This is a genomic window from Mesorhizobium sp. 128a (assembly GCF_053848025.1).
In genome coordinates this window covers 242,484-267,256 of the sequence record NZ_JBSPKY010000007.1, presented here as the reverse complement: position 1 = coordinate 267,256, position 24,773 = coordinate 242,484, and the positions used below count along the sequence as shown (strand labels likewise).

General features: G+C 62.1%; 25 protein-coding genes. 18 read left to right on the top strand and 7 right to left on the bottom strand.

The genetic code is table 11. The features are described from left to right. Positions 1–1,010: porin (locus ACWTU9_RS14795; protein ID WP_455858908.1), on the top strand; the 1,010-nt coding region annotated here is incomplete at its 5' end. A gap of 342 nt (positions 1,011–1,352) precedes the next feature. Here the strand turns inward: ACWTU9_RS14795 and ACWTU9_RS14790 are convergent. Then, positions 1,353–2,912: a tetratricopeptide repeat-containing sulfotransferase family protein gene (locus tag ACWTU9_RS14790; RefSeq protein WP_455858907.1), complete on the bottom strand. Its 1,560-nt coding sequence runs from the start codon at positions 2,910–2,912 to the stop codon at positions 1,353–1,355. Between the two features lie 119 nt (positions 2,913–3,031). Here ACWTU9_RS14790 and ACWTU9_RS14785 point away from each other — a divergent pair, with 119 nt between their 5' ends. Beyond that, a complete protein-coding gene (locus tag ACWTU9_RS14785; protein WP_455858906.1) occupies positions 3,032–4,144 on the top strand; it encodes a pyridoxal phosphate-dependent aminotransferase in 1,113 nt (370 codons plus the stop codon). A 71-nt stretch (positions 4,145–4,215) separates the two neighbouring features. Here ACWTU9_RS14785 and ACWTU9_RS14780 read toward each other — a convergent pair whose 3' ends face one another. Beyond that, positions 4,216–4,752 carry a MarR family winged helix-turn-helix transcriptional regulator gene (locus ACWTU9_RS14780; protein WP_455858905.1) on the bottom strand — a complete coding sequence of 179 codons (537 nt, stop codon included), beginning with the start codon at positions 4,750–4,752 and terminating at the stop codon, positions 4,216–4,218. Between the two features lie 195 nt (positions 4,753–4,947). On the opposite strand from ACWTU9_RS14780, the gene ACWTU9_RS14775 reads away from it, so the two are divergent. The 7 genes from ACWTU9_RS14775 to ACWTU9_RS14745 all read left to right on the top strand — a co-directional run bounded on the left by ACWTU9_RS14775 (position 4,948) and on the right by ACWTU9_RS14745 (position 11,799). Beyond that, positions 4,948–5,232 (top strand): acylphosphatase, encoded by a 285-nt coding sequence (locus tag ACWTU9_RS14775; protein ID WP_455858904.1) that lies wholly within the window; start codon positions 4,948–4,950, stop codon positions 5,230–5,232. A 74-nt stretch (positions 5,233–5,306) separates the two neighbouring features. Beyond that, the gene (locus tag ACWTU9_RS14770) at positions 5,307–5,948 is read left to right on the top strand and encodes a TetR/AcrR family transcriptional regulator (protein ID WP_455858903.1); all 642 of its coding nucleotides are present in this window, start codon (positions 5,307–5,309) and stop codon (positions 5,946–5,948) included. Continuing rightward, entirely contained in the window at positions 5,917–7,080 is a 1,164-nt protein-coding gene (locus tag ACWTU9_RS14765; RefSeq protein WP_455858902.1) for an isovaleryl-CoA dehydrogenase, read from the top strand. Before ACWTU9_RS14770 ends, ACWTU9_RS14765 begins: the two co-directional genes overlap by 32 nt. Before the next feature lies 1 nt (position 7,081). Next, positions 7,082–8,689 (top strand): carboxyl transferase domain-containing protein, encoded by a 1,608-nt coding sequence (locus tag ACWTU9_RS14760; RefSeq protein ID WP_455858901.1) that lies wholly within the window; start codon positions 7,082–7,084, stop codon positions 8,687–8,689. A 1-nt stretch (position 8,690) separates the two neighbouring features. Beyond that, positions 8,691–9,221 (top strand): O-acetyl-ADP-ribose deacetylase, encoded by a 531-nt coding sequence (locus ACWTU9_RS14755; protein WP_455858900.1) that lies wholly within the window; start codon positions 8,691–8,693, stop codon positions 9,219–9,221. 120 nt (positions 9,222–9,341) lie between these two features. Further along, positions 9,342–9,716 carry a hypothetical protein gene (locus ACWTU9_RS14750; protein WP_455858899.1) on the top strand — a complete coding sequence of 125 codons (375 nt, stop codon included), beginning with the start codon at positions 9,342–9,344 and terminating at the stop codon, positions 9,714–9,716. A 121-nt stretch (positions 9,717–9,837) separates the two neighbouring features. Continuing rightward, entirely contained in the window at positions 9,838–11,799 is a 1,962-nt protein-coding gene (locus ACWTU9_RS14745; protein WP_455858898.1) for an acetyl/propionyl/methylcrotonyl-CoA carboxylase subunit alpha, read from the top strand. Between the two features lie 55 nt (positions 11,800–11,854). On the opposite strand, the gene ACWTU9_RS14740 is transcribed toward ACWTU9_RS14745, so the two are convergent. Together ACWTU9_RS14740 and ACWTU9_RS14735 are read right to left on the bottom strand one after the other, a co-directional pair. After that, on the bottom strand, positions 11,855–12,976 hold the full coding sequence (locus ACWTU9_RS14740) for a branched-chain amino acid ABC transporter substrate-binding protein (protein ID WP_455858897.1): 1,122 nt from the start codon (positions 12,974–12,976) through the stop codon (positions 11,855–11,857). A gap of 375 nt (positions 12,977–13,351) precedes the next feature. Beyond that, positions 13,352–13,618 carry a sel1 repeat family protein gene (locus ACWTU9_RS14735; protein ID WP_455858896.1) on the bottom strand — a complete coding sequence of 89 codons (267 nt, stop codon included), beginning with the start codon at positions 13,616–13,618 and terminating at the stop codon, positions 13,352–13,354. Between the two features lie 442 nt (positions 13,619–14,060). Between ACWTU9_RS14735 and ACWTU9_RS14730 the strand changes: the two genes are divergently transcribed. The 6 genes from ACWTU9_RS14730 to ACWTU9_RS14705 all read left to right on the top strand — a co-directional run bounded on the left by ACWTU9_RS14730 (position 14,061) and on the right by ACWTU9_RS14705 (position 18,385). Then, positions 14,061–14,402 carry a DUF2147 domain-containing protein gene (locus tag ACWTU9_RS14730; RefSeq protein ID WP_455858895.1) on the top strand — a complete coding sequence of 114 codons (342 nt, stop codon included), beginning with the start codon at positions 14,061–14,063 and terminating at the stop codon, positions 14,400–14,402. A 221-nt stretch (positions 14,403–14,623) separates the two neighbouring features. Beyond that, positions 14,624–14,782 carry a hypothetical protein gene (locus ACWTU9_RS14725; RefSeq protein ID WP_454573944.1) on the top strand — a complete coding sequence of 53 codons (159 nt, stop codon included), beginning with the start codon at positions 14,624–14,626 and terminating at the stop codon, positions 14,780–14,782. Between the two features lie 39 nt (positions 14,783–14,821). Next, positions 14,822–15,016: a hypothetical protein gene (locus tag ACWTU9_RS14720; RefSeq protein ID WP_142866595.1), complete on the top strand. Its 195-nt coding sequence runs from the start codon at positions 14,822–14,824 to the stop codon at positions 15,014–15,016. An 83-nt stretch (positions 15,017–15,099) separates the two neighbouring features. Further along, positions 15,100–15,591, top strand: a complete 492-nt coding sequence (locus ACWTU9_RS14715) for a hypothetical protein (protein WP_455858894.1) — start codon at positions 15,100–15,102, stop codon at positions 15,589–15,591. A gap of 195 nt (positions 15,592–15,786) precedes the next feature. Next, positions 15,787–17,247, top strand: coding sequence for an AMP nucleosidase (locus ACWTU9_RS14710; protein WP_455858893.1), 1,461 nt, complete (start codon positions 15,787–15,789; stop codon positions 17,245–17,247). A 106-nt stretch (positions 17,248–17,353) separates the two neighbouring features. Continuing rightward, positions 17,354–18,385 (top strand): endonuclease/exonuclease/phosphatase family protein, encoded by a 1,032-nt coding sequence (locus ACWTU9_RS14705; RefSeq protein WP_455858892.1) that lies wholly within the window; start codon positions 17,354–17,356, stop codon positions 18,383–18,385. 24 nt (positions 18,386–18,409) lie between these two features. Here the strand turns inward: ACWTU9_RS14705 and ACWTU9_RS14700 are convergent, their stop codons facing one another. Continuing rightward, positions 18,410–19,009, bottom strand: coding sequence for a DUF922 domain-containing protein (locus ACWTU9_RS14700; RefSeq protein ID WP_455858891.1), 600 nt, complete (start codon positions 19,007–19,009; stop codon positions 18,410–18,412). 147 nt (positions 19,010–19,156) lie between these two features. Continuing rightward, positions 19,157–20,836 (bottom strand): electron transfer flavoprotein-ubiquinone oxidoreductase, encoded by a 1,680-nt coding sequence (locus tag ACWTU9_RS14695; protein WP_455858890.1) that lies wholly within the window; start codon positions 20,834–20,836, stop codon positions 19,157–19,159. A gap of 220 nt (positions 20,837–21,056) precedes the next feature. Here ACWTU9_RS14695 and ACWTU9_RS14690 point away from each other — a divergent pair, with 220 nt between their 5' ends. The 3 genes from ACWTU9_RS14690 (at position 21,057) to ACWTU9_RS14680 (ending at position 23,579) form a co-directional block, all read left to right on the top strand. Next, complete coding sequence (locus ACWTU9_RS14690; protein WP_455858889.1) at positions 21,057–21,695, top strand: hypothetical protein; 639 nt, start codon at positions 21,057–21,059, stop codon at positions 21,693–21,695. A gap of 109 nt (positions 21,696–21,804) precedes the next feature. Beyond that, positions 21,805–22,683, top strand: coding sequence for a uracil-DNA glycosylase family protein (locus tag ACWTU9_RS14685; RefSeq protein WP_455858888.1), 879 nt, complete (start codon positions 21,805–21,807; stop codon positions 22,681–22,683). Positions 22,684–22,766: 83 nt separating this feature from the next. Then, positions 22,767–23,579: a helix-turn-helix domain-containing protein gene (locus ACWTU9_RS14680; RefSeq protein ID WP_455858887.1), complete on the top strand. Its 813-nt coding sequence runs from the start codon at positions 22,767–22,769 to the stop codon at positions 23,577–23,579. A 161-nt stretch (positions 23,580–23,740) separates the two neighbouring features. Here ACWTU9_RS14680 and ACWTU9_RS14675 read toward each other — a convergent pair whose 3' ends face one another. Continuing rightward, on the bottom strand, positions 23,741–24,643 hold the full coding sequence (locus ACWTU9_RS14675; protein ID WP_455858916.1) for a DMT family transporter: 903 nt from the start codon (positions 24,641–24,643) through the stop codon (positions 23,741–23,743). Positions 24,644–24,773 lie beyond the last annotated feature (130 nt).

The following is a 24,773-nucleotide window of genomic DNA, read 5'->3' as shown; positions in this document are numbered from 1 at the left end:
GCCTGCGCATCGGCGGCTATGTCCGTTACGACATCGGCGGCGGCGACGTGGGTTCGTTCGACGGTGCCAGATCCTTCGACCATAAGGATGGCGACGAGCAGGATACCTTCTACAAGAATGCCCGCTTCACGCTGAAGACCTGGACCGGCCAGGAAACCGAACTCGGCACCTTGAAGACCTACACCGAGACCCGCTTCAACTTCGGCAACCGCAACGGCTACCCCTCGGCAGACGATCCGGCAACGGAAGCAGATGAATTCAACTCCAACCCGGCCGGCAACAAGAACGTCTCGCTGAACTTCGCCTGGATCCAGCTCGGTGGTCTGCGCGTCGGTAAGGACGAATCGGCCTTCGATACGTTCATCGGCTACGCCGGCAACGTCATCCAGGATACGCTCGTTCCCTACGGCGATTTCGACACCAATGTCGTCCAGTACTACTTCGACGCCGGCAACGGCTTCTCGGCCGTGGTCTCTCTCGAAGAAGGCTCGGGCACCGTCGGCACCATCGACAGCTACGTTCCGCATGTCGTCGGCGGCGTGAAGTACACGCAGGGCTGGGGCGCCATCACCGGCGTCGTCGCTTACGACAGCAACTACGAAGAAGTCGCCGGCAAGGTTCGCCTGGACATCACCCCGATGCAGAACCTGTCGCTCTTCATCATGGGCGGCTACGGCACCGACGACAACCTGACGGATTCGAACTACGCGATCGACGCCGGTGGGCGCGGCTTCTACAAGCAGTGGGGCGGCAACTGGGCATTCTGGGGTGGCGGCACCTACACTATCAACGAGAAGACCTCGTTCAACCTCCAGGTGTCATATGACGACTGGAAGAACCTCGGCGTCGCCGCGAACATCGCCTACGATGTGGTTCCCGGTTTCACGGTCACGGCCGAAGTCGACTACCTCAATGCAGGCAAGTTCGACGATGCCGACTTCTCCAACTTCACCAATGCCGACAAGAAGAGCAGCGTCGGCGGTCTCCTGCGCTTCCAGCGCTCGTTCTAACAGGCAGAGCCTGGCTCAAAATCGAACCCGGCGGGCAACCGCCGGGTTTTTTGCATTTGTGGAGGCTGTGCAAATCGAGGAACCCGCCACATCCATGATTGTTGTCGCCGGTGTGGAGCTGGCCACGATCAAACCGACCGACTATCAGGCGTACGCTACGGATGTCATTCCGACGGGAGCAAGGCGCAGCGATTCTGCCGCCTACCTTGATTGCAGGTCCGACCCGCATCGCATGCACCGCTATTTTGATCAAACCTCTGCGAGGTCGCCCAAGGCAGCGATCAGTGGTTGGATCTTACTTCCGTAGTCTCTCCAGCGCTTGACGGACGATTTGTAGACCGGCTAGCGAACCTGCCAGCTGCTGGCAGTTCTGACGGAGCTGTCCTTGTCGAAAAACCGAAGACAGGTGTCGTTCCACTCCAAGCCAAGGTAATCGATCAGCCGGCGCGACTGCCCTTCCTGATCCGAAATCATGTCTTCGTAACGATTTTCAAAAATTCGCCCTGGGAAAACTGTCCTCCAGTGACGCATTAGGCGATCATACTCACGGTAATACAACCCAACCGTCGTGAGGTCAGTTATGTATGTGTGACCCTGATTGATGTTTGAAGTAAAGCAAGACAGGCAGGTATCGATTGCATCGCGTCTGCAATGAATAATACGGGCGTTTGGAAAAATTGTAGCGATAAGGCCGATAAGCTCAAAATTGTGAGTTCTTTTGTCTATGATGCGCAGCGCGTTCGGAGCCATTTGACGCACGTAGGACAGATAATCCTCAGCTAGCGCCCTCGAATGTGGGGCCGTCATCGACCTGACCGAGCGGTTAAAGGCCTCCGCCGATTTTGGGGTGAATCCCAATGAAAGGGCGATCCGCCGCAGCTTCCCAATTTCCCCGACGCCGTGCACGTCCGGGTGACTCGAACAAATCTGTTCGGTCAGTGTTGTCCCTGAGCGGGGCATCCCCAGCACGAACACAGGTATCTCGGAGGGATCGCCGTAGCCCACTCGAGGAGCCGCATTCGCAGGGCTGAATGTGCGTATCAGGGAATCGATCTTACCGCGATAGGACGCGAGGTCATAGTAACCGGTGTTCTCTTTCGCCTTGTGGAAGTGATCCATAGCATCTTCATAGCGTCGAAGGTCGTTCAGGACTTTGCCTGCGGCACGATGTAGTTGTTGCGAGGACGCAGGGTCGAGATTCGGATTGGAGAGTTCGCGCACCATCGATGCGAATTCAGGCGGCTCTTCCGTGAATTTGCGGCTGAAAATGTAGGCGCTGTATGCAGTCGCCAGATCAAGCCGACGCTCGATCGATTCCTTGAGATGGGCGGCGGCTTCATCCATACGACCAACGCTGATCAAGGCGCTGGCAAGGCTCGTTCGCACGAGTGGATGATCGCGATTGATTTCAAGCCCTCTCTCGTAGGCAGAGAGAGCGCTATCAGCCTGTCCAAACTCCAGGTGAGCGAGGCCGAGCGAGCAAAACGCTTCTACCAAATCCGGCTTCAGTTCGGATGCACGCCGCAAGTGCATGATTGCACGCGCATATTCTTCAACCTTTAGATACGTGTCGCCCAGGCTGAAGTGGAAATAGGGATTTTGTGGATCTTGGCTGACCGCGCGTTCGAAGTACTTGATGGACAGTTCATTATCGAAACCAATCCCAAGCGTGCCGAGTATGTATAGGGCAAGGGCATTGTTGGGCGTGCGTGCCAGAACGCGGTGGCACAATTCCTCCGCCTCGGGCAACCGCTTCGCCTGCTGAAACTCCAGCGCCTGTTTCAGCAACAGGTCGTCAGCCTGCGATCGCGGCAGGGGCTTGGCTTTCACAACCGGTGAGGCTTTCGGACCGGACAGGCCCTTCAAATGCTTTGACCAAGCAGGCGGCAGTCGGGTGCTCATCGTGTCTCGCTAGCAAAAAGAGCCGCAGGAATCCAGCGAGACAGTTCTCGCCTGCCCAGAACTTGCACCGCTCCACCACTCAGGCTAGCAAGAAGACCCTTTTCGAGTGAGCCGTTGCCATGCGCCTGCGCCCTGCCCTCACGCCGCTAGTCGGCGCGCTTCCCTCGACGGTGCCGTTTGTCGGCCCGGAGGCACAGGAGCGTGACCGCGGGCGTCCGTTTCGCGCCCGTATCGGCGCCAATGAGAGCAGTTTCGGGCCTTCGCCGCGCGTCATTGCCCGCATGGAGAGCGTTGCGCGTGACCAGTGGATGTATTGCGACCCCGACAATTACGATCTGAAGCAAGCCGCGGCCCGCCATCTCGGCGTCGGCACCGAGAACGTCGTGGTCGGCGAAGGCATAGACGGTCTGCTCAGCCTGGTGGTGCGCATGTATGCGGCGCCCGGCGATGCGGTGGTCACCTCGCTCGGCGCCTATCCGACCTTCAACTTCCACATTGCCGGCGTCGGTGGCCGGCTGGTCACGGTGCCTTACGAGAACGACAAGGAAAGCCTGGACGGCCTGCTGGCAGGGGTTGCCAGGGAAAAAGCGCCGCTTGTCTATCTCTCCAATCCCGACAATCCGATGGGCAGTTGGTGGGAAGCAAGCGAGATTATCAGCTTCATCGAAGCCTTGCCGGAAACCACCATGCTTGTGCTCGACGAGGCCTATGGCGAATTGGGGCCGGCCTCGGCGCTGCCGCCGATCGATGTTGCGCGGCCGAACGTCATCCGCATGCGCACCTTCTCCAAGGCCTATGGGCTGGCCGGCATACGCTGCGGTTACGCGGTGGCGGAAGCTGAGGTGATCCGCGATTTCGAGAAGATCCGCAACCATTACGGCGTCAGCCGCATTGCGCAGATCGCCGGCGTCGAGGCGCTTGCCGACCAGGACTGGCTGCGTAGCGTGGTGGCGCGGGTCGCTGCCGGCCGCACGCGCATAGCCGGGATTGCCGAGGCGAACGGGCTGAAGCCGCTGCCATCCGCGACCAATTTCGTCACCATAGACTGTGGCCGGGATGGCGCCTTCGCGCTCAAGGTGCTGCAAAACCTTTTGTCGCGCGACGTCTTCATCCGCAAGCCGATGGCGCCAGGGCTCGACCGCTGCATAAGGGTCAGCGTCGGCCTCGACCATGAGCTCGACATCTTTGCCGAGGAACTGCCCGGCGCGCTCGCCGCGGCGCGCGGGAACTAGACTGGCCGCTGCAATCACCGCCCATGTGGCGACAGCACGACGCTGCGAGTGAATCAGCCAGCAGACCGGCATCACCTGGCAGCCGGCAGAGCCCGCGATTCCTTGTCGCCACCACCGAGCAGCCGCTTGACCCGCTTCAGCGCCTCCGAAAGCTCGGCCGCTTCATCATCGGTGAGGCCTGCGGTCAGACAGGTGAGATCGCGATTCGCCGCCGCCTGAAGTGTGGCCAGCGCCGCGTTGCCCCGGGCGGTCAGCGATAGAATCCGCCGACGCCGATTATCCGGATCGGCACGGAGTTCGGTGAGGCCAGCGGCCATGAATTTCCTCAGGATCCGCATGAGATGGGCGGGCGGGAGTTGGAGTTCGCCGGCAAGGCCCGATGCAACAGGCGCAAGATCGAGATGGAACGCCCTCGCCAAAAATCCCGATTCGCCGCCGGGGCCAATGGAAACGTCGGCTGGCCGGCGGCCGAGTTCGAACAGCAGCCTGGCTTCGACCAAAGTGTACGCGCTCTGCGTCAGCGTCTCGTCGAGCAACCCGACCAGGCAAGTGTAGAACCTGTTGAAGCCGCGGATCTCGGCAATCAACGCATTTCGATCGGCTGGCATTTCAGGCACCTCTCCGAACGTTTCCGCAGTGTCCGATCTTTATCGTATTAGTTGATTTAGTCAACTATTTGCTCGACGACGTCATTCATCTCAATGGCAGGATCTTGGCTTCTGTCCGATCCAGCTGCAGTCCAACCACTGAAGCCTGTTGCTTTCGTCCGATCCTGCACCAGACTCTGTGCATGGGAGACAACGATGGATGACCGGCAAAAGGCAGTGCAAGCGCGTGTCCACGGCAAGGTGCAAGGCGTCGGCTACCGGGTGTGGGCGCGACGCGAAGCGATGGAGCTTGGCCTGACAGGCTGGGTGCGCAACGAACGAGACGGCACGGTGACGGCCTGGATTGCCGGTGCCGATGCTGCCGTTTCGACGATGATCGAACGGCTGCGGCAAGGGCCAACGGGAGCTTCAGTTTCAAAGGTCGAGACCGAGGAGTTCGAACTCCGCGACGCGCCGACCGACTTTCGGATCATCGTATAGACGACACGATTCCGATTGCCCACTTGAATTAATTGAACGTTCGTTTTATTATCGGTCGACGTAGAGAGGCCATCATGGCGCGCACCACCGGATCCGACGGTGAGAAGACCGAAGCTGCCGTCCGCGAGGCGGCGGTCAGCCTGATCGCGCGCTTCGGCTACGAGGCGATGTCGATGCGCCAGCTCGCCGCCGAAGTCGGCGTCCAGGCAGCCGCTCTCTACCGCTATTTTCCGACCAAGGAAGACCTGTTGTTCACGCTGATGCGCGAGCACATGGTAGGGCTGATTAGAGCTTGGGACGCCTCACGCCCCGATGCCGCCGATCCCGTGAAGCGGCTTGCCGCCTATGTCGAGAACCACATCGCCTTTCACATAGAGCGCCGCCACTCCACGCATGTCTCGAATATGGAATTGCGCAGCCTTTCGCATGACCGGCTGACACAGATCCTGCGCATGCGCACCGCCTATGAGAAGGAACTGCGGGCCATCCTGCGCGACGGTGCGGAGGCAGGCGCGTTCAGCATCGAGGACACCGGGCTCACCGCCATGGCATTGATCCAGATGATGACCGGCGTGATCGTCTGGTTCCGGCCGGGCGAGCGGCTGTCGATGGCTGAAGTCACAGCGACATATCTTTCAATGACAATGCGTCTGGTTGGCGCGACAACAACCGGGGAGGAACGGCATGTATACGAACACGCTCAGCTTCGGGCATGACGAAGACATCGAGGCGCTGCGCGATCTGGTACGCCGCTTTGCCCAGGAGAAAATAGCGCCGATCGCCGCCGAGATCGACCGCAGCAACCAGTTCCCCGCGCATCTGTGGAAAGAACTTGGCGCGCTCGGCCTGCTCGGCATCACCGCCGATCCCGATTTCGGCGGCAGCGGCATGGGCTACCTCGCCCATGTGATCGCGGTGGAAGAGATTTCCCGTGCCTCGGCCTCGGTCGGCCTTTCCTACGGCGCCCATTCGAACCTCTGCGTCAACCAGATCAACCGCTGGGCGACACCGGCGCAGAAGGAGAAATATCTGCCGGCATTGTGCTCGGGCGAAAGGGTTGGTGCGCTGGCCATGTCGGAATCGGGCGCCGGCTCCGACGTCGTCTCGCTCAAATTGCGCGCCGAAAAGCGTAACGACCGCTATGTGCTCAACGGCTCCAAAATGTGGATCACCAACGGGCCGGATGCCGAGACGCTGGTGGTCTACGCCAAGACCGACCCCGAGCGCCATTCACGCGGCATCACCGCCTTCATCGTCGAGAACGCGATGGCCGGCTTTTCCGTGGCGCAAAAGCTCGACAAGCTCGGCATGCGCGGCTCCAACACCGGTGAACTGGTGTTCAAGAATGTCGAGGTGCCGTTCGACAACGTGCTGCACGAGGAAGGGCGCGGCGTCGAAGTGCTGATGTCCGGTCTCGACTATGAGCGCACGGTGCTTGCCGGCGGCCCGATCGGGCTGATGGCGGCGTGCCTCGACGTGGCGATCCCCTATGTGCATGAACGCAAGCAGTTCGGCCAGCCGATCGGCGAGTTCCAACTGGTGCAAGGCAAGCTGGCCGACATGTATTCGACGATGAACGCCGCCCGCGCCTATGTCTATGCGGTGGCGGCTGCCTGCGATCGCGGCCAGACGACGCGCAAGGACGCCGCCGGCTGCGTGCTGTTTGCGGCGGAGAAGGCGACGCTGATGGCGCTCGATGCCATCCAGCTGCTTGGCGGCAACGGCTATACCAACGAGTACCCGACCGGCCGGCTGTTGCGCGACGCCAAGCTCTATGAGATCGGCGCCGGCACCAGCGAAATCCGCCGCTGGCTGATCGGGCGCGAGATCATGGCGGAGGGGGTTTAGTATGGCCGTACTGCAGACCCAGATCTCGCCCTCCACCGAAACCTTCCGCGCCAATGCCGAGCGCATGCGGGTGCTGGTTGCCGACATTGCGGACAAGGCGGCAAGCGTCGAGCGCGGCGGCTTGGATGAAGCGCGCGAACGTCATGTTTCGCGCGGCAAGCTGTTGCCACGCGAGCGGCTGGCGCAATTGCTCGACACCGGCTCGCCCTTCCTCGAGATCGGACAGTTCGCGGCATGGTCGATGTATGGCGAGGACATCTCCTCGGCCGGCATGATCGCCGGCGTCGGCCGTGTCGAAGGCACCGAGGTGATGGTCGTGGTCAACGACGCCACCGTGAAGGGCGGCACCTATTATCCGCTGACGGTGAAGAAACATTTGCGGGCGCAGGAGATCGCGCTGCAGAACAACCTGCCTTGCGTCTATCTCGTCGACAGCGGCGGCGCCAACCTGCCCAATCAGGACGAGGTGTTTCCCGACCGCGAGCATTTCGGCCGCATCTTCTACAACCAGGCCAACATGTCGGCGGCCGGCATCCCCCAGATCGCCTGCGTCATGGGCTCATGCACGGCAGGCGGCGCCTATGTGCCGGCAATGTCGGACGAGACGATCATGGTGCGCAACCAGGCGACCATTTTTCTCGGCGGCCCGCCGCTGGTGAAGGCCGCCACCGGCGAAGACGTCAGCGCCGAGGAGCTCGGCGGCGCCGACGTGCACACCAGGCTGTCAGGCGTCGCCGACCACTATGCGCTGGACGACGAACATGCGCTGGCCATCTGCAGGCGTATCGTCAAAAACCTAAACCGGCGCAAGACCGTAAGTCTGGCCTTACGACAGCCCGCGCCGCCGCTTCACGATCCACATGAACTCTACGGCGTCGTGCCGACGGATTTGCGCCAGCCCTATGATGTGCGCGAGGTGATCGCGCGCGTCGTCGACGGTTCCGAGTTCGACGAGTTCAAGCAGAATTACGGCACCACGCTGGTCACCGGCTTTGCGCACCTCCAGGGCATGCCGGTCGGCATCATCGCCAACAATGGCGTGCTGTTTTCAGAGAGCGCGCTGAAAGGCGCGCATTTCATCGAACTGTGTTGCCAGCGCAAGATTCCACTGATCTTCCTGCAGAACATCACCGGCTTCATGGTCGGGCGAAAATATGAGGCCGGCGGCATCGCCAAGGACGGCGCCAAGCTGGTGATGGCGGTCGCCACCGCGCGCGTGCCGAAGGTGACGATGATCATCGGTGGCTCGTTCGGCGCCGGCAATTACGGCATGTGCGGTCGCGCCTACTCGCCACGCTTCCTGTGGATGTGGCCGAACGCCCGCATTTCGGTGATGGGCGGCGAACAGGCGGCAATGGTGCTGGCCATGGTCAAGCGCGAGGGCATCGAACGCAAAGGCGGTGAATGGAGCGCGGACGACGAAGCAAAATTCAAGAAACCGATCCTGATGAAATACGAGCACGAGGGCCATCCGCTCTACTCCTCGGCGCGGCTTTGGGACGACGGCATCATCGATCCGGCAAAGACGCGCGAGGTGCTGGCGCTCAGCCTGTCGGCCGCGCTCAATGCCGACATCGAAGAGACGAAGTTCGGCGTGTTCAGGATGTAGGATGAGCACGCTCAGCGAACGGATCCGCATTCACACCGGCGACATCACGAAGCTGGATGTCGACGCCATCGTCAATGCCGCCAATTCCTCGCTGCTGGGTGGTGGCGGCGTCGACGGCGCCATTCACCGCGCGGCCGGCCCGGAGCTCGAATTCGAATGCCGGATGCTGAATGGCTGCAAGGTCGGCGACGCAAAGCTCACCAAGGGCTATCACCTACCCGCACGCTATATCATCCACACGGTCGGGCCGGTCTGGCAAGGTGGCGGCAAGGGCGAAGCCGGACTGCTCGCCTCCTGCTACCGCCGCTCGCTCGAAATCGCTCGCGCCCGTGACTGTCGGACGGTAACCTTTCCGGCGATCTCGACCGGCATCTACCGTTATCCGAAGAATGAGGCGGCAGACATTGCCGTCGGCATAGCGAGCGACTTCCTGCAGCAGAACGCCCTTCCCGAGATGGTTGTTTTCTGCTGCTTCGACGACCAGACCGCCGAACTATACCGGCAGGCCGTTGCTGGCGTTGGGGAACGCTGAACTTGATCGTCCAACAGGTTTCTTCCCGCCGGCAAATGCGAATTTCCATCAGCAAACTGGCGGGCGTGCAAAATATTCGCTATTGCTCATCCTGCATTGAGCGTTTTGGGGTGGGTAAACATGTATCTGAAATATTGTCGCAAGTCGGTCATCTCGATACTTGCAGGACTCCTAATATTTGTGACGCCTGGCGTTGGCGCAGCAGAGTCGCTGGCGGGGAACAAGGGCGACGTCCGTTTCTGGCCAGAATTGCCGAAAAACCCGAAAGACCCGTGCACCAAGGCCTACAATGCCTATGTGGCGGCCGGCGGCCATTCGGCCTATGCGACCACGCCGTATATGCGGGTAACGTTGTTGTATATGATCTGCGGTTCGCGCGTGAACGCGCCGTCGCAAAAAGCTGCCGAAGACGCGGCTTTGAAATCCTGCCAGGCCGGCCGCCGCAAATGGAAAGTCACTACAGGAGGCGCTTGCGAAATCGCGGCGTCAAAGTAGGCAGAAGCCATTTCCCAAAGCTTTTTGACAATGCCTTGATGCCAACGCAGGGTGTGGTGGGGGCTTGCGCGAAGCGGCGCGCAAAGTGGCGCAACCGCCCACGGCAAACTCTGGAGGCTCCATGTTCGCCAAGATCCTGATCGCCAATCGCGGCGAGATCGCCTGCCGGGTGATCCGCACCGCACGCAGGCTCGGTGTGCGCACCGTCGCTGTCTATTCCGACGCCGATGCCAAGGCCCTGCATGTCGAAATGGCCGACGAGGCGGTGCATGTCGGCGCTTCGCCCGTCGGCGAAAGCTATTTGCGCGGCGACAAGATTGTCGCGGCCGCACTGGCGACAGGCGCCGAAGCGATCCATCCCGGCTACGGCTTCCTCTCGGAAAACCCCGACTTCGTCGATCAGGTGGTGGCGGCAGGGCTCACCTTCATCGGCCCGTCGGCCGCCTCGATCCGCGCCATGGGTTTGAAGGACGCGGCCAAGCGGCTGATGGAAAAGGCCGGCGTGCCGGTGGTGCCGGGCTATCATGGCGAGGCGCAGGAGATCGTGCTGCTGGCATCAAAGGCGCGCGAGATCGGTTATCCCGTGCTGATCAAGGCGCGCGCCGGCGGCGGCGGCAAAGGCATGCGCCGCGTCGACCATCCCGACGATTTTTCCGAGGCGCTGTCGGGTGCGCGGCGCGAGGCCAAGGCAGCGTTTGGCGACGACCGCGTGCTGGTCGAAAAATATGTCGACAAGCCGCGCCACATCGAGGTCCAGGTGTTCGGCGACAATTTTGGCAACGCGGTGCATCTCTACGAGCGCGACTGCTCTGCGCAGCGCCGCCACCAGAAAGTAATCGAGGAAGCGCCGGCGCCCGGCATGACACCGGCGTTGCGCAAAGCGATGACGGACGCCGCGGTCAAGGCCGCCAAGGCAATCAGCTATTCCGGCGCCGGCACCATCGAGTTCATCGTCGACGCCTCGCAAGGGCTGAAGCCCGACCGCTTCTGGTTCATGGAAATGAACACCCGCCTGCAGGTCGAACATCCCGTCACCGAAATGGTCACCGGCACCGACCTGGTCGAGTGGCAGCTGCGGGTGGCTAGCGGCGAAAAGCTGCCGAAGACGCAGAGCGAGATCGCACTTTCCGGTCACGCCTTCGAGGCGCGCATCTATGCAGAGGACGCGGCAAAAGGGTTTTTGCCGGCGACAGGCACACTGCATCACCTCACATTTCCCGACAACGCTCCAGAAGGCGCCACGATACGCATCGAGACCGGCGTGCGGGCCGGCGATGCGATCTCGCCCTTCTACGATCCGATGATCGCCAAGCTGGTGGTCCACGCCAAGGACAGGCAAGCCGCGCTCGACGCACTCGGCACGGCCTTGTCGCAGACCGAGATCGCCGGCTCGACCGTCAACACCGCCTTTCTCGCTGCACTTGCAGCGGACACCGATTTTTCCGCCGGCGACGTCGACACAGGCCTGATCGGCAGGCAAAAGGAAGCGCTGACCGCGATCGCCCCGCCGAGCAGCGAGATCGTTGCCGCGGCCGCCCTTGCCGCGGCCGGCGCCGGTGCGTTGCCGCCATCGCACGATCCATGGTCGTCCCTGGCAGGCTATGCGCATTTCCACACTGTCGCGAGGCGCACGCGGCTGCGTCATGGCGAGGACGATATTCTGGCACGTGTTTCAGTGCGGCCGGACGGCCGCTTCGAGGTGGCGCTTGATGCGCCCTATGACAGCGTCAACTCGCACGATCTTCGCGCTGCCCCTCGCCTTGCCCGCTGGCCAGGCCACGTCACCGTGTTCGAAGGCGCGGTCGGCTACAGTTTCCTCGTCCCGGATCCGCTGGCCCGAACCGACGAGGCCGCCGCCGCTTCCGGCAGCCTGCGTGCGCCGATGCCCGGCCTGGTCAAGTTGGTGCGCGCGGCAAAAGGCGAGACCGTCAGCAAAGGCCAGCCGCTGCTGATCCTGGAAGCGATGAAGATGGAACACACGATCGCGGCCAGCCATGACGGCGTCATTGCCGAGATTGCGAGTGAGGGCGCGCAGGTCACCGACGGAACCGTGCTGGTGCGCTTCGTTGAAGAGGCTGCATAGCCCTTAAGCAAAAATGGCCGGGACAAGCCCGGCCATTTCATGAGCACGCGGACGATTACTGCGCGATCGGCGCGTATTTGCCGTCATGCCACTGGTTGATGTCGTAGCTGGCGTTCTTCAGATCGCCCTTCTCGTCGAAGGTGACCTCGCCGACCACGGTGCTGAACGGCGTGCCGTTCTTCAGCGCTTCGGCAACCTTGACCGGATCGTCGGTTCCGGCGCGTTTGATTCCCTCTGCAAAGGCCTGAACGACGGCGTAGGAGAACAGCGTGAAGCCTTCCGGCACGAAGCCGCCCGCCTTGATCTTGGCGATGGCCTCCTTGGCTTCGGGCTTGGCCTGCGGGTCGGACGGGAAGACGAACATGGTGCCTTCACCGGCCGGGCCGGCGACCTGCCAGAATTCCGGCGTGGCGATCGAGTCCGGCATGATCAACTGGAACTTGACGTTCTGCTCGGCCGACTGGCGCAGGATCAGGCCGGCCTCGGGATGGTAACCGCCGAAATAGACGACGTCGGCCTTGAGGTCCTTCAGCTTGGTGACGAGCGCCGAATAGTCCTTCTCGCCGGCATTGATGCCTTCATAGTCGATTTCCTTGAGACCGCCGGCATTCATCGTCGCCTTGACGGCATCGGCCACGCCCTGGCCGTAGGCGCTCTTGTCATGCAGGATGACGACATTCTTGCCGGCATATTTCTTGGCGATCCACGGGCCCATGAAGGCGCCCTGCGCGTCGTCGCGCGTGTAGAGGCGCATGATTGTCGGCCAACCGGCCTTGGCGGCGGCATCGGTCAGCTCGGGATTGGAGGCGGACGGGCTCATCATCAGCGCGCCGGCTTCGGCGTAGACGGCGGAGGCCGGAATGGCGGAGCCCGAGCAGGCGTGGCCATCGACGAACTTGACGCTGTTGGCGACGATGCGATTGGCGACGGAAACCGCCTGCTTGGGATCGCACTGGTCGTCCTCGATGTCGAGCTTGATCATCGAACCGTTGACACCGCCGGCGGCGTTGATCGCGTCGGCGGCTGCCGTTGCACCCTGCTTGAACTGATCGCCGATCGTGGCGAGCTGTCCGGTCATCGGGCCGACCACCGAAATGGTAATGTCATCGGCAAAGGCAACCGGCGCGCTCATCATCAGGCCAAATACGGCCGCGCCCAAAATACCCATTTTTTTCATGGTGATAGAACTCCTCCCACACTCGCGCAGCCGCTCTGGCCGCGCTTCTTTCAGAAGGCGGGACAATTTCATCCTTCACTGGGCCTGTCTAGGCGCATCGGCGCCACTCGATTGGGCCTCATCAACGCAAAAAGCCACGCCAGCCTTGTTCCGGCCGGTCGTGGCTTTTTGCTCTTGGAGCAGTCCCCATGCGCCCCCGCGCCACGAAAACCTGCTCGCCGTCCCCATTGTGCACGGCTGGACCGTGTCGGTCTGCCGCGTCCTTGTTCTTCATCGTCGACCGTCTTGTCGCGGCCTTGTTATTTCACCGGTTCCGGCCGTCTTTTGCGGTCTTGATCCCGGGGCTTCCCTGTTTTCGATAGTCTGCCTGCAATCTCAGTGGATGGTCATCCATTCGCGGGCTTCACGCAGCGCCCTGGCGATATCGACCTTGGACATTGCAGCAGACAGTTCCGAGCGCAGTTCGGCGGCGCGGACCGAGCCCTTGATGGCGGCGATGTTGAACCATTTGTGGGCGGCGACGACATCGGTCTCGCAATCGCGGCCAGTCGCATACATCATGCCCAGTTCGAAGAGAATGTCGGCCTGGGCAGTTGCCCCCATGGCGCCGAAGCCGGCTTCAAGCATTTCAAAACGTGCCATTTTAGTCCCCTGTCTGGCTCCCGAGAGCGGGCCTTTTCTGTCCCCCGGTGTCCCCTGGGGAGCCGCTCTTTCGATGCTTCCGAGAATGAAGCCGAGCCTTGAATCCGTCGTTAAATGGCGTGCTTAATTTGGAGAAAACAAAGCTAAAACAAGAGGTAAACGCGGAAATTCGTTAAGGATACAAAGCCAGCAATCGCGCTGTTTCGTAGCGGATTTGACGAAAATTTGCCGGGCGTCGGTCAACACTCCGCTAACCACAGGAACCAAAGCCGGCGCGTCGATCGTTTCATTTCCTGGTCGCCGAGCGTTTTCTCGACCTCATGAAATTGCAAAACCTTCCCTCACGGCACCCGCTTTCGTTTTGCCGGGAGCTGGATTAGCTTACGTTTGCGTAAGGGGCAGAGAGGCGGGCGCCCCACCTAAAACCACAGGGAGGACAGATATGTTTCGCAAAGTGAGCTTGGCCCTGGCGGCCACATTGATGATGGCGGGCGCGGCCTGGGCTGATCCGATCGAAGGCAATTGGAAGACGCAAGCCGGCGACACCGCACTCATTGGCGGCAGCGGTTCATTCTCCATCACACTGAAGACCGGCAAATATGCCGGCAAGACCATCGGTTCGCTCAAGGCGACCGGGGACAACAAATATGCCGGCAACATCACAGATCCGGCAAACGACAAGACCTATTCCGGCAAGGCCACACTGTCGGGTACCTCGCTGAAGATGAGCGGCTGCGTGCTCGGCGGGCTGATCTGCAAGAGCCAGACCTGGCATAGACTCTGAGCTTGCTGTTTTGACGCGACGATAGCGGGGCCTGCAGGCCCCGTTTCCTTTTCCAGGTGCCCACGGCATACCGGCATTGGCACCTCGCGGCCTCGTAATCGGGCCGACGCTCTCCCCAAAAACATCGTCAATCACTTTGAACCGCAGATGAACGCCGGCATCAGAGCCGGTTCAGTCGCATCAGGGCATTTTGATGGCGTGTTCAAGGAGACACCACCCAAATGCTCGCTCGCCGCTTCACCATCGTCTGCCTGTTGATGAGCCTGTTCGGCATGTTCTTCGCCATTCTCGTGGCCGAAGCCGGCCGTCCGGCGCGCTCCTGGGATGCAGCAAGTTCCAACGCATGCCAGTTCAATTGCGTGAACCATTTTCGCCCCTGAGACGACAAAGACGTAGATCCAAACAGAAAAGCCAAAGCCATGAACCGCACAGCCATCAACGCCCTCAAGACCCTTCGGCTTCTGCCGCGGGCGGCGCTCGTCCTGATCGTGCTGTCGGCGCCGGTCCTGGCCATGCCGATGATGCGGGCCGACGCCGACACGACGATCGACGCGCCGGCGACGAAGAAGCATGGCGTTGGCTTTGTGCTGCTCGTCAGCCTGCAGCGCGGGTAATTTCTTGTGGCCCCGCATCGGCCACATCGCCTTGCAAGTAGCGAACACCCACGCCAATGTATGAGCAAGTTGGGAGGACGGCCATGGATAGCCAAGGTCAATCCGCGAAAATGTTGGCTTGTATTGCGTGCCTTTGTTTGTTCGCCGAATCTGCTTATGCAGAAGAACGCCTCGGTGGCTTGAGGATCGGCATGAACAAGGCCCAGGTGGATGGCTTGCTCAAGGGACACTGTCCCGACCAGCTTATTGATGATCCCGCCTACCCCGGCTACATGCTTTGTCAGAACGGCAAGTCTCAACTTGTGACGAAAATTTCGAATAAAGACCGCCTTTTCTATATCAGCATGTCCGAGTCATCGGTGCTGCCGGCGGCAATTTATTCCGCCAAACTTGCGGCAGACACCGGCTTCACCAAGCAGCAGAAGAGTTGCGAACTCTCCGCCGAGGCAAAATACTGCTGGCTCGATGACCAAGGCAACGAAATCTTCGCGGGGGTCAACGCCGGGAACGGCATATTCAATTCCCTCATCATCAACATCGGCATCTACAATCAGGATGGCGGGCCTAATCCGTAAGCCCTTTGTCGGGCACCGGAAGGGTATCTCGGCTGAATCGAGCAGCCTGCCTGGCCGGTTCGACCTTGGACGTGCCCAGAGAAAATTGTGGCTGTGGCCGGCTTGCGCCCGCATACCCCTCCCAACCGCCGTTCCAAGTCTCTATATTAAGCCATGGAAAAGCGAATCTACCCACAAGCTATCGAATCGGTCGTCATGCCGGAGCCTTTCGGCAAGAAGAGCTTCGACGACGCCAAAAAGGCCGTGGCCGCCTTGCAGGGGCTCTACGACCGCAACACCAAATTCCTGCGTGACTCCTTTGCGGCACTTGCCGCCGGCGGGGACGAAAGCAAGCGCTACCGCGCCTTCTACCCGGAGATCGGCGTCACCACCAATTCATTCACCCAGATCGACTCGCGCCAGGCATATGGCCACATGCCGACGCCGGGGCATTTCTCGACCACCATCACCCAGCCGGCGCTGTTCGAAACCTATCTCGTCGAGCAGCTTCGGCTCATCATGCGCAATCACGGCGTGCCGGTTACGGTTTCGGAATCAACCACGCCGATCCCGCTGCATTTCGCCTTCCTGGAAGGCTCACATGTCGATGGCGCCGCCGCCGAGCGCATCAAGCGGCCGATCCGCGACCTGTTCGACGTTCCGGATCTCGACGGCACCGACGACCAGATCGCCAATGGCACATTCGAAGTGGCGTTCGGCGAACCGAGGCCGCTGGCGCCGTTCACGGCGCAACGCATCGACTATTCGCTGCACCGCATGACGCATTACACGGCGACCAGCCCGCAGCATTTCCAGAACTTCGTGCTGTTCACCAACTACCAGTTCTACATCGACGAGTTCGTCGCCCGCGCCCGGACCCAGATGGCGGAAGGCGGCCACGGCTATACCGAATTCGTCGAGCCCGGCAATGTCGTCACCAAGGCCGGGCAGAGCGCGCCCAGCGAAGGCGTGGCGGCGCCACGCCTGCCGCAGATGCCGGCCTATCATTTGAAGAAGCCGAACCATGGCGGCATCACCATGGTCAATATCGGCGTCGGCCCGTCCAACGCCAAGACTATCACCGACCATATCGCGGTCCTCAGGCCACATGCCTGGCTGATGCTCGGTCACTGCGCCGGCCTCCGCAACACCCAGGCGCTGGGCGACTATGTGCTGGCGCATGCGTATGTCAGGGAGGACCATGTGCTGGATGACGACCTGCCGGTGTGGGTGCCAATCCCGCCGCTGGCCGAAATCCAGGTGGCGCTGCAGGAGGCGGTCGCCGAAGTCACCGGACTTTCCGGCTACGATCTCAAGCGCATCATGCGCACCGGCACTGTCGCCACCATCGACAACCGCAACTGGGAATTGCGCGACCAGCGCGGACCGGTGCAGCGGCTGTCGCAGTCGCGTGCCATCGCGCTCGACATGGAATCGGCCACCATTGCCGCCAATGGCTTCCGCTTCCGCGTTCCCTACGGCACGCTGCTTTGCGTCTCGGACAAGCCGCTGCATGGCGAACTGAAGCTGCCCGGCATGGCGACCGAGTTCTACAAGCGGCAAGTGGCGCAGCATCTGACCATCGGCATCAAGGCGATGGAAAAGCTGGCGGAAATGCCGATGGAACGGCTGCATTCGCGCAAACTGAGAAGCTTTTCGGAGACGGCGTTCCAGTAGATGTTGGCTGCGAGGCATTTCGTCATCTTGATTGGGCCGCATTTCCGCCGATAACAGGCCTGACACCCCTTGGCCCGACACTCTGGGCAATGCAAAACCTGGTCTGATGGCACGCGTGCGAAACATGATGGCTTCGATGGCGTTCCTGGCAATGCTGGGCCTTTCGGCCGTGCTTGTGGCCGGGTTCTTCGGCGCACTGCATCCCGCCTTCGATTCCTTCGCCCATTTCCGCATCCATCTGGCCGTGCTGATGGCGCTGATCGCGCTGCCGCTGCTTGCCACCCCGTTTCGCCTGCAGGCGGGTGTGGGCCTGCTCTTGGCCGTGGCTGCGTTCGCCAGCACGTTGAGCACCTTGCCGCGGCTGTGGCCGGTGCAGGCCGCCGGCGACGCCGAGCCCGGCAACGAGGTGGTCTATCGGCTGTTGCAGATGAACCTGCGCTTCAACAATCCGACACCCAAGAAGGTTCTTTCGCTGATCGGGCGGACCAACCCCGACGTGATCACGCTCGACGAAGTGTCGGCGATGTGGGCAACCGAACTGGGCTATATCAATGCTGCCTATCCCTATCGCATCCTTTGCGCTTACCCCAACGGCGTTTTCGGCGTGGCGCTCCTGTCCAGGCGGCCGTTTGCCGTCGGTACCGAACCGTATTGCGAACCGCGCGGCGCGATGGCGACCGCCACGGTCGACTTCGGTGGCATCGGCGTCGATGTCGCGGCGATCCATCTGAGCTGGCCGTGGCCGAAGGAACAATACTGGCAGATCGGCGAGTTGACGAAGACGCTCACCTCACTGGGCGAGACGGCGATCATGGCCGGCGACTGCAACGCCGTGCCGTGGAGCGCTGCGGTGCGGCGCGTGGCCTCGCTCGGCGGACTGACCGTGATGCCGTCGGCCGGGCCGAGCTGGATTCACCGGACGCTGCCCGACTTCCTGCGCCGCTATGCGGGCCTGCCGATCGACCAGGTGTTCTCGAAGGGCGGGGTGACGATCCTGTCGTCAACCCGGATGGAAGACACGGGCTCTGACCATCTGCCGGTGATGGTGGAGTTTTCGCTGAAGCGCGACGAGAACAAGCCGGTCGACGAGGACGCCACCGCCACCGTGTCGCTGATCCAGCCAGGGAAACGCGGCTAGACTAACACGTTACGGCTTGAGGCTTCACAAGCCCACCAGGGTCTCGATGATGCGCTCGACATGGCCGCCTTCACTGTGCTCGCGTGCGTCGAAGGCGATCTGTTTCGCTTCATAGACCCTTGACGTGGCTTCCAAGCGCCGCCGGGCTTCGGCGCGCGTCTTGTTGCATTGCGGGTCGTTGGCAAATTTCAGGCCGCGAACCGACCGCTCCGCGGCCTGCATCATCTGCCCGGCGATACGGCCATGGGTTCCTTCATGAGCGAGGACGCCGGTGAAAAACCGGTTCCAGCGTTTGTGCAGCGCCGGCGTAACGGGCGAGGCCACGCGCGGATAGGTGTAGGTGATGTTGAGCGTTCCGTTGGCCTGGCGCAGGCGGCAGACGCCGTTGGCCTGGCCGAGATCCAGGTTCCAGTCCGCGGTGTAGCTCGTCTGCGCAATGGCGTGGGTCATGAAACCGCGCTTGGGTCCCTTGCGGTTCATGGCTATGACCAGACCAGCACCACTAGTGCCGGTGATGTCGTAGGTTCGCGTCTTGACGACGGTTTTCACGCCGGCAGACGCAGTCCCAACGATGCCGCAGGCCGCGCCGATGACGGCGACGCAAAACAAGACCAAAATGCGCATGCCACTATCCCCATGGACGCGGCAATGAGACCACAAGCAGACGACGGTTTCAACAATCATGGCGCCGAGCGCCTTACATGCCCTGGTAGACCGGCCCCTCGCCACCATTTTTGCTGGCGGCGGTCGAGACGGCCCGGTCGGCGAGGCTCACATGCCCTGGTAGACCGGGCCTTCGCCACCTTGTGGCGGCACCCAGTTGATGTTCTGGTTGGGATCCTTGATGTCGCAGGTTTTGCAGTGCACGCAGTTCTGCGCATTGATGACGAAGCGCACATCCTTGGCCGCCGGATCGGCGGCGGCGTTGCCGTCCTTGTCGACCCATTCGTAGACGCCGGCCGGGCAATAGCGGGTCGACGGCCCGGCAAAGACGTCGTGCTCGGAGCGCTGCTGCAGGCCCATGTCGCCGACGATGAGATGCACCGGCTCGTTTTCCTCGTGATTGGTGTTGGACAGGAATACCGAGGACAGCCGGTCGAAAGTCAGCACGCCGTCCGGCTTGGGATAGGCGATCTTCTTGTGTTTGGCGGCGGGCTCCAGCGTCGCGTAATCCGCCTTGCCATGCTTCAGAGTGCCGAAGGGCGAGAAGCCGAACAGCGTGTTCAGCCACATGTCGAGGCCGCCGAGGCCGACGCCGAGCACAGTGCCGAAACGCGACCAGAGCGGCTTGACGTTGCGGACCTTCTTCAAATCCTTGCCGATATCGGTTGCCCGCCAGGCGTTCTCGTAGGAGGACAGCTCGTCATTGGCGCGGCCGGCGCCGATCGCTTGCGCGACATGTTCGGCCGCCAGCATGCCGGACAGCACCGCATTGTGCGAACCCTTGATGCGCGGCACGTTGACGAAGCCCGCCGCACAGCCCATCAGCACGCCGCCGGGAAAGGACAGTTTCGGCACCGACTGCCAGCCGCCTTCGGTAATGGCGCGCGCGCCATAGCCGATGCGCTTGGCGCCCTCGAAGGTGCCCGATATCTTCGGATGCGTCTTAAAGCGCTGGAATTCCTCGAAGGGGGACAGATACGGGTTTTTGTAGTTGAGATGCAGGACGAAGCCGACCGCGACCTGGTTGTCCTCCAGATGGTAAAGGAAGGAGCCGCCGCCGGTCTTCAGGTCGAGCGGCCAGCCGAAGGAGTGCTGCACCAAGCCCGGCCGATGGTTCTCCGGCTTGACCTGCCATAGTTCCTTGAGGCCAATGCCGTATTTGCCGGGCTCGCGGCCGTCGGACAGTTTGTACCTGGCGATCAACTGCTTGGACAGCGAACCGCGCGCGCCCTCGCCGATCAGCACATATTTGCCCATCAGCGCCATGCCCGGCGCAAAGCCAGGGCCGTGCGTGCCGTCCTTCTCGACGCCCATGTCGCCGGTGATGACACCCGTGACGGCGCCGGCATCGTTGTAGACGAGGCTGGCAGCGGCAAAGCCCGGATAGATCTCGACGCCCAGCGCTTCGGCCTTGGTTGCCAGCCAGCGGCAGACATTGCCGAGCGAGACGATGTAGTTGCCGTGATTGTTCATCAGCGGCGGCATCAGGATGTTGGGCAGGCGGAACGAGCCGGCGGGACCGAGCACCAGGAAATGGTCGGCCGTAACCGGCGTCTTGAAGGGATGGCCGTCTTCCTCGCGCCAGCCAGGCAACAGGCGGTCGATGCCAATGGGATCGACGACGGCGCCGGACAATATGTGGGCGCCGACCTCGCCGCCCTTTTCCAGCACGACGACGGAAAGCTCGGGATTGACCTGCTTCAGCCGGATCGCCGCGGCAAGGCCCGCCGGGCCGGCCCCGACGATGACCACGTCGAATTCCATGCTCTCGCGTTCGATCTCGCTCATCAACCCCTCCGCACTGGCTAACCGTTTCCGGGCATTTTGCTGGCTCCTGCGCTGCATAGCGCATCAATCCGCGACAGGAAACCGGCGCTGACGTGACAATCCCGTTTTCGCCAAAAAGTCGCGGATAACAACAGTGCTGCAAGCGTTTTTGCAGTGACTGGATTTACGGTTCCCATATTTTAATTGTTCGACGGCTCGCTTATCGGCCATACTTCTGCCCATGCGCACGCCGTCCGGCTTTTCATTGACGCGCTTTCCCCTTCCGCCCGGCGGTATCTGCCGCGCGCTTCTTCTCGCTCTTTCGGTGCTGGCGTCGGTTGAGGTTCATGCCGAGCCGGTGAAGGTGTGGATGACCGGGGCCTATTCCTTTTCCGACGAGCTTGGCGGTTTCCAGATTACCGGCGCCTCGGGCCTCGGCACCAAGGACGACCCGCTGGTCATCACCGAGGAGCTGAATTCGTCGACGCCGGTGACGCTGACCATCCGCACCACAAAACCGATCCAGCCGTTCAGCACCAATGGCGAGTTCGCCAACGGCGTCCTCTACATGCGCATCGACGTGCTCAACAACAGCGGCCAGGCCTGGGTCGAATTCCAGTTCGAGCTGCAGGAGATCCTCAACCAAGCGAGCGTGTTCGGCGACGGCCTGTCCTTCGACCAGCGCAACAAGACGCCCGACAATATCGTGTCGAGCGCCTATGCCGATTTCGACCGCGATTTCGAACCCTATGACCGGCTGCTGTTCAAAAACGGCAAGATCGACCCGCTGAAGAGGGGCAGCTTCGAATTTCTGATCACCGACTATACGCCGCGCTGGACGTTCTATCTGGTTCAGGATCCGCGAATACCGACGGGTTAGCGATCTCCCCCCTACGATCTCGCCACTTGTGGGGGAGATCAGCTTTCAGCGCCGCTTTCGCCAATCAGCGATGTTGCAAATCGCCTCTCGGCGGACGAATGTGCCGGGCATGACTGCCGCCTCCCCCAACAACCGCTCCGACCTCGCCGACCTGCTGGCATTCTACGCCAGCGCAGGCGTCGACGAGGCGTTGGAAGAGGCGCCGGAGAACCGGTTTGCCGAGGCCGCGCCAAGGCCTGCCGAGCGGGCACCAACGCCAGCCGCGCCGCCTCGCGAAAACAAGGCACCGGAACAAGCCGCGGCAGGCCCCGGGCTGGATGCGAGCCGGGTGCCGGACGCGCCGGCGCGCTCCGTTCCGGCCACCGCAACCGTGCCCGACGAGGCGCAGGCAGCACTTGCCCGGCAAATGGCGACGAGCGCGGCGACGCTCGAGGAACTGCGCCAGCACATGGCCTCCTTCGACGGCTGCAACCTCAAATTCACCGCCAAGAACCTGGTTTTCGCCGACGGCAATCCGGACGCTTCTCTGATGCTGGTCGGCGAGGCGCCCGGCCGCGACGAGGACATTGAGGGCCTGCCCTTCGTCGGCCGCTCCGGCCGGCTGCTCGACCGCATGCTGGCGGCGATCGGGCTTGACCGCACGTCCGCCTATATCGCCAACGTCATCCCTTGGCGGCCGCCCGGCAACCGCACGCCGACGCCGCACGAGACCGAGATCTGCCGTCCGTTCATCGAGCGGCAGATTGAATTGGTCAATCCCAAGGTGCTGGTCAATCTCGGCGGCCCATCGGCCAAAACCTTGCTCAACACGAGTGAAGGCATCCTGCGGCTGCGCGGCAACTGGCGCGTCCACACCACGGCATCCGGCACTGCCATCCCGGCGATGCCGACGCTGCACCCGGCCTACTTGTTGCGAACGCCCGCGCACAAGAAGCTCGCTTGGCGGGACTTTCTCGAAGTGAAGGCGAAGCTGCGAGGACTGGCGTGATTGGCCAATCTCCCTCCTTGTGGGGGAAACGGATGACCTCGGAGGTAATTGAAATAGGTCCCTCCCCGGCCTAATCATCCCCCATGACAATACCGCAAACCTCCGCCGGCAGCCTGATCCGCGAATGGCGCACGCGCCGGCGCATGAGCCAGCTCGACCTCGCCATGGAAGCCGAGATTTCGCAGCGGCACCTCTCCTTCGTCGAAAGCGGCCGCGCCGCACCCTCGCGCGAGATGGTGCTGCATCTGGCGGAACAGCTTGAGATTCCGCTCAGGCAGCGCAACCAGCTGCTGCTTGCCGCCGGTTTCGCACCGAGTTTCGGCGAACGGCCGCTCACCGACGCGACACTGGCGCCGGCGATGGCGGCGGTCGAGACCGTGCTCAAGGGGCATGAGCCGTTTCCGGCGCTCGCCGTCGACCGGCACTGGAACCTGGTTTCAGCCAATGCCGCCATCGGCCCGTTCCTCGCCGACGTGGCCGAGCCGTCGCTGCTTCAGCCGCTGGTCAATGTCCTGCGGCTCAGCCTGCACCCGGACGGCATCGCGCCGCGCATCGTCAATCTCGCCGAGTGGCGCGCGCATCTGCTGGAGCGGCTAAAACACCAGAACGATGCCGCCGGCGATCCCGTGCTGGTCGAGCTGGAGCGTGAATTGCGAACCTATCCGTCCGGCCTCAAAGGCGCGCGGCCTGTGCCGGTCGAGCCCAACGGCATCGTCCATCCACTGCGGCTGGCGCATGGCGATCAGGTGCTGTCCTTCATCAGCACCATCACCGTCTTCGGCACGCCGCTCGACGTGACGCTGTCGGAACTGGCGATCGAGTCTTTCTTCCCGGCAGATGAGCCGACGCGGGCGGTGCTGGTGAGGTTGGCGAAGGAGCGGGCGGAAGCCAACTGAGCCAGCCCCTGCCCTTCGCTGTCGCACCCAGCCCTTCGGGCGTTCAAGTCCTTTGAAAGGTCCACCGGACTTTCTATCCACCCGACGGCGGACCGAACTTTCGCCCTTCGTCGTTCGGAAAGCCAGGCCATTGGCTTTCCGTCCGCTGCGCGGACCTATCCTCATCCTTGCGGCGGCGCCGCCTTTTGGGTGCGTGTGCGCTCCAATCCAAGCTGGCGCTCGCGCCAGATGATGAAGATGCCGGCGGCGACGACGATCACCCCGCCGACCAGCGTGTTGATGGTGGCGATATCGCCGAAGGCGAAATAGCCGACGACAACGCCAAGGATCATCGAGGTGTATTCGAACGGCGCCACCACCGAGGCCTCGGCGTGGCGGTAGGCGGCCGTCATCAGGATCTGCGCCAGCCCGCCGCAGAACCCGGCAGCGATCAGCAAACCGGCCTGCAGAGGCGTCAGCGCCTGCCAGCCGAAGGGAAGCGTAAACAGTGCCATGACGCTCGCCGTTGCCGAAAACCACAGCACGATGGTCGCCGTCCGCTCGGTCTGGACGAGATTTCGCACGAGCAGGATGGCATTGGCGGAGATTGCCGCCGAGACAAGAGCAGCGATGACGCCCAGCACTTCCTGGTCGCCAAGTGCGGCGCCCGACGTGAGCAGCGTCAGTTTCGGCGAGGAGATGATCAGCACGCCGACCAGGCCGACCGCAACCGCGCTCCAGCGGTAAACGCGGATAGCCTCACCCAGGAAGAGCGAGGAGAACGCCACCACCAGCAGCGGCTGGGCATAGTTGAGCGTGATCGCCTCCGGCAGCGGCAACCTGGTCAGTGCGAAGAAGCCGAGCCCCATGGCGCAAACGCCGACGACACCACGCGCAATGTGGTTCAGCGGGCGTTTGGTGGCAAACGCCGTGCCCAGTTTTCTCCCGAAGGCCAGGAAAACAATGATCGGGAAGATGGCGAAGAAGGAGCGGAAGAAGACGATCTGGCCGGCCGGCAAAGTGCCTGCCGCCTTGATGCAGGTCTGCATGCCGACAAAGACCGCCACCGACATGACCTTGAGCATGATTCCGGTCAGCACGCGGCCGGGGTGATCGGACAGTTTCCCCGTCGCCTCGTCTCTCGGCCCTGAAGTCACGCTCCCGCCGCTTCCTGGATTGATGCCGAGAAGCGCCTCACACGACGCAGCACAGAGG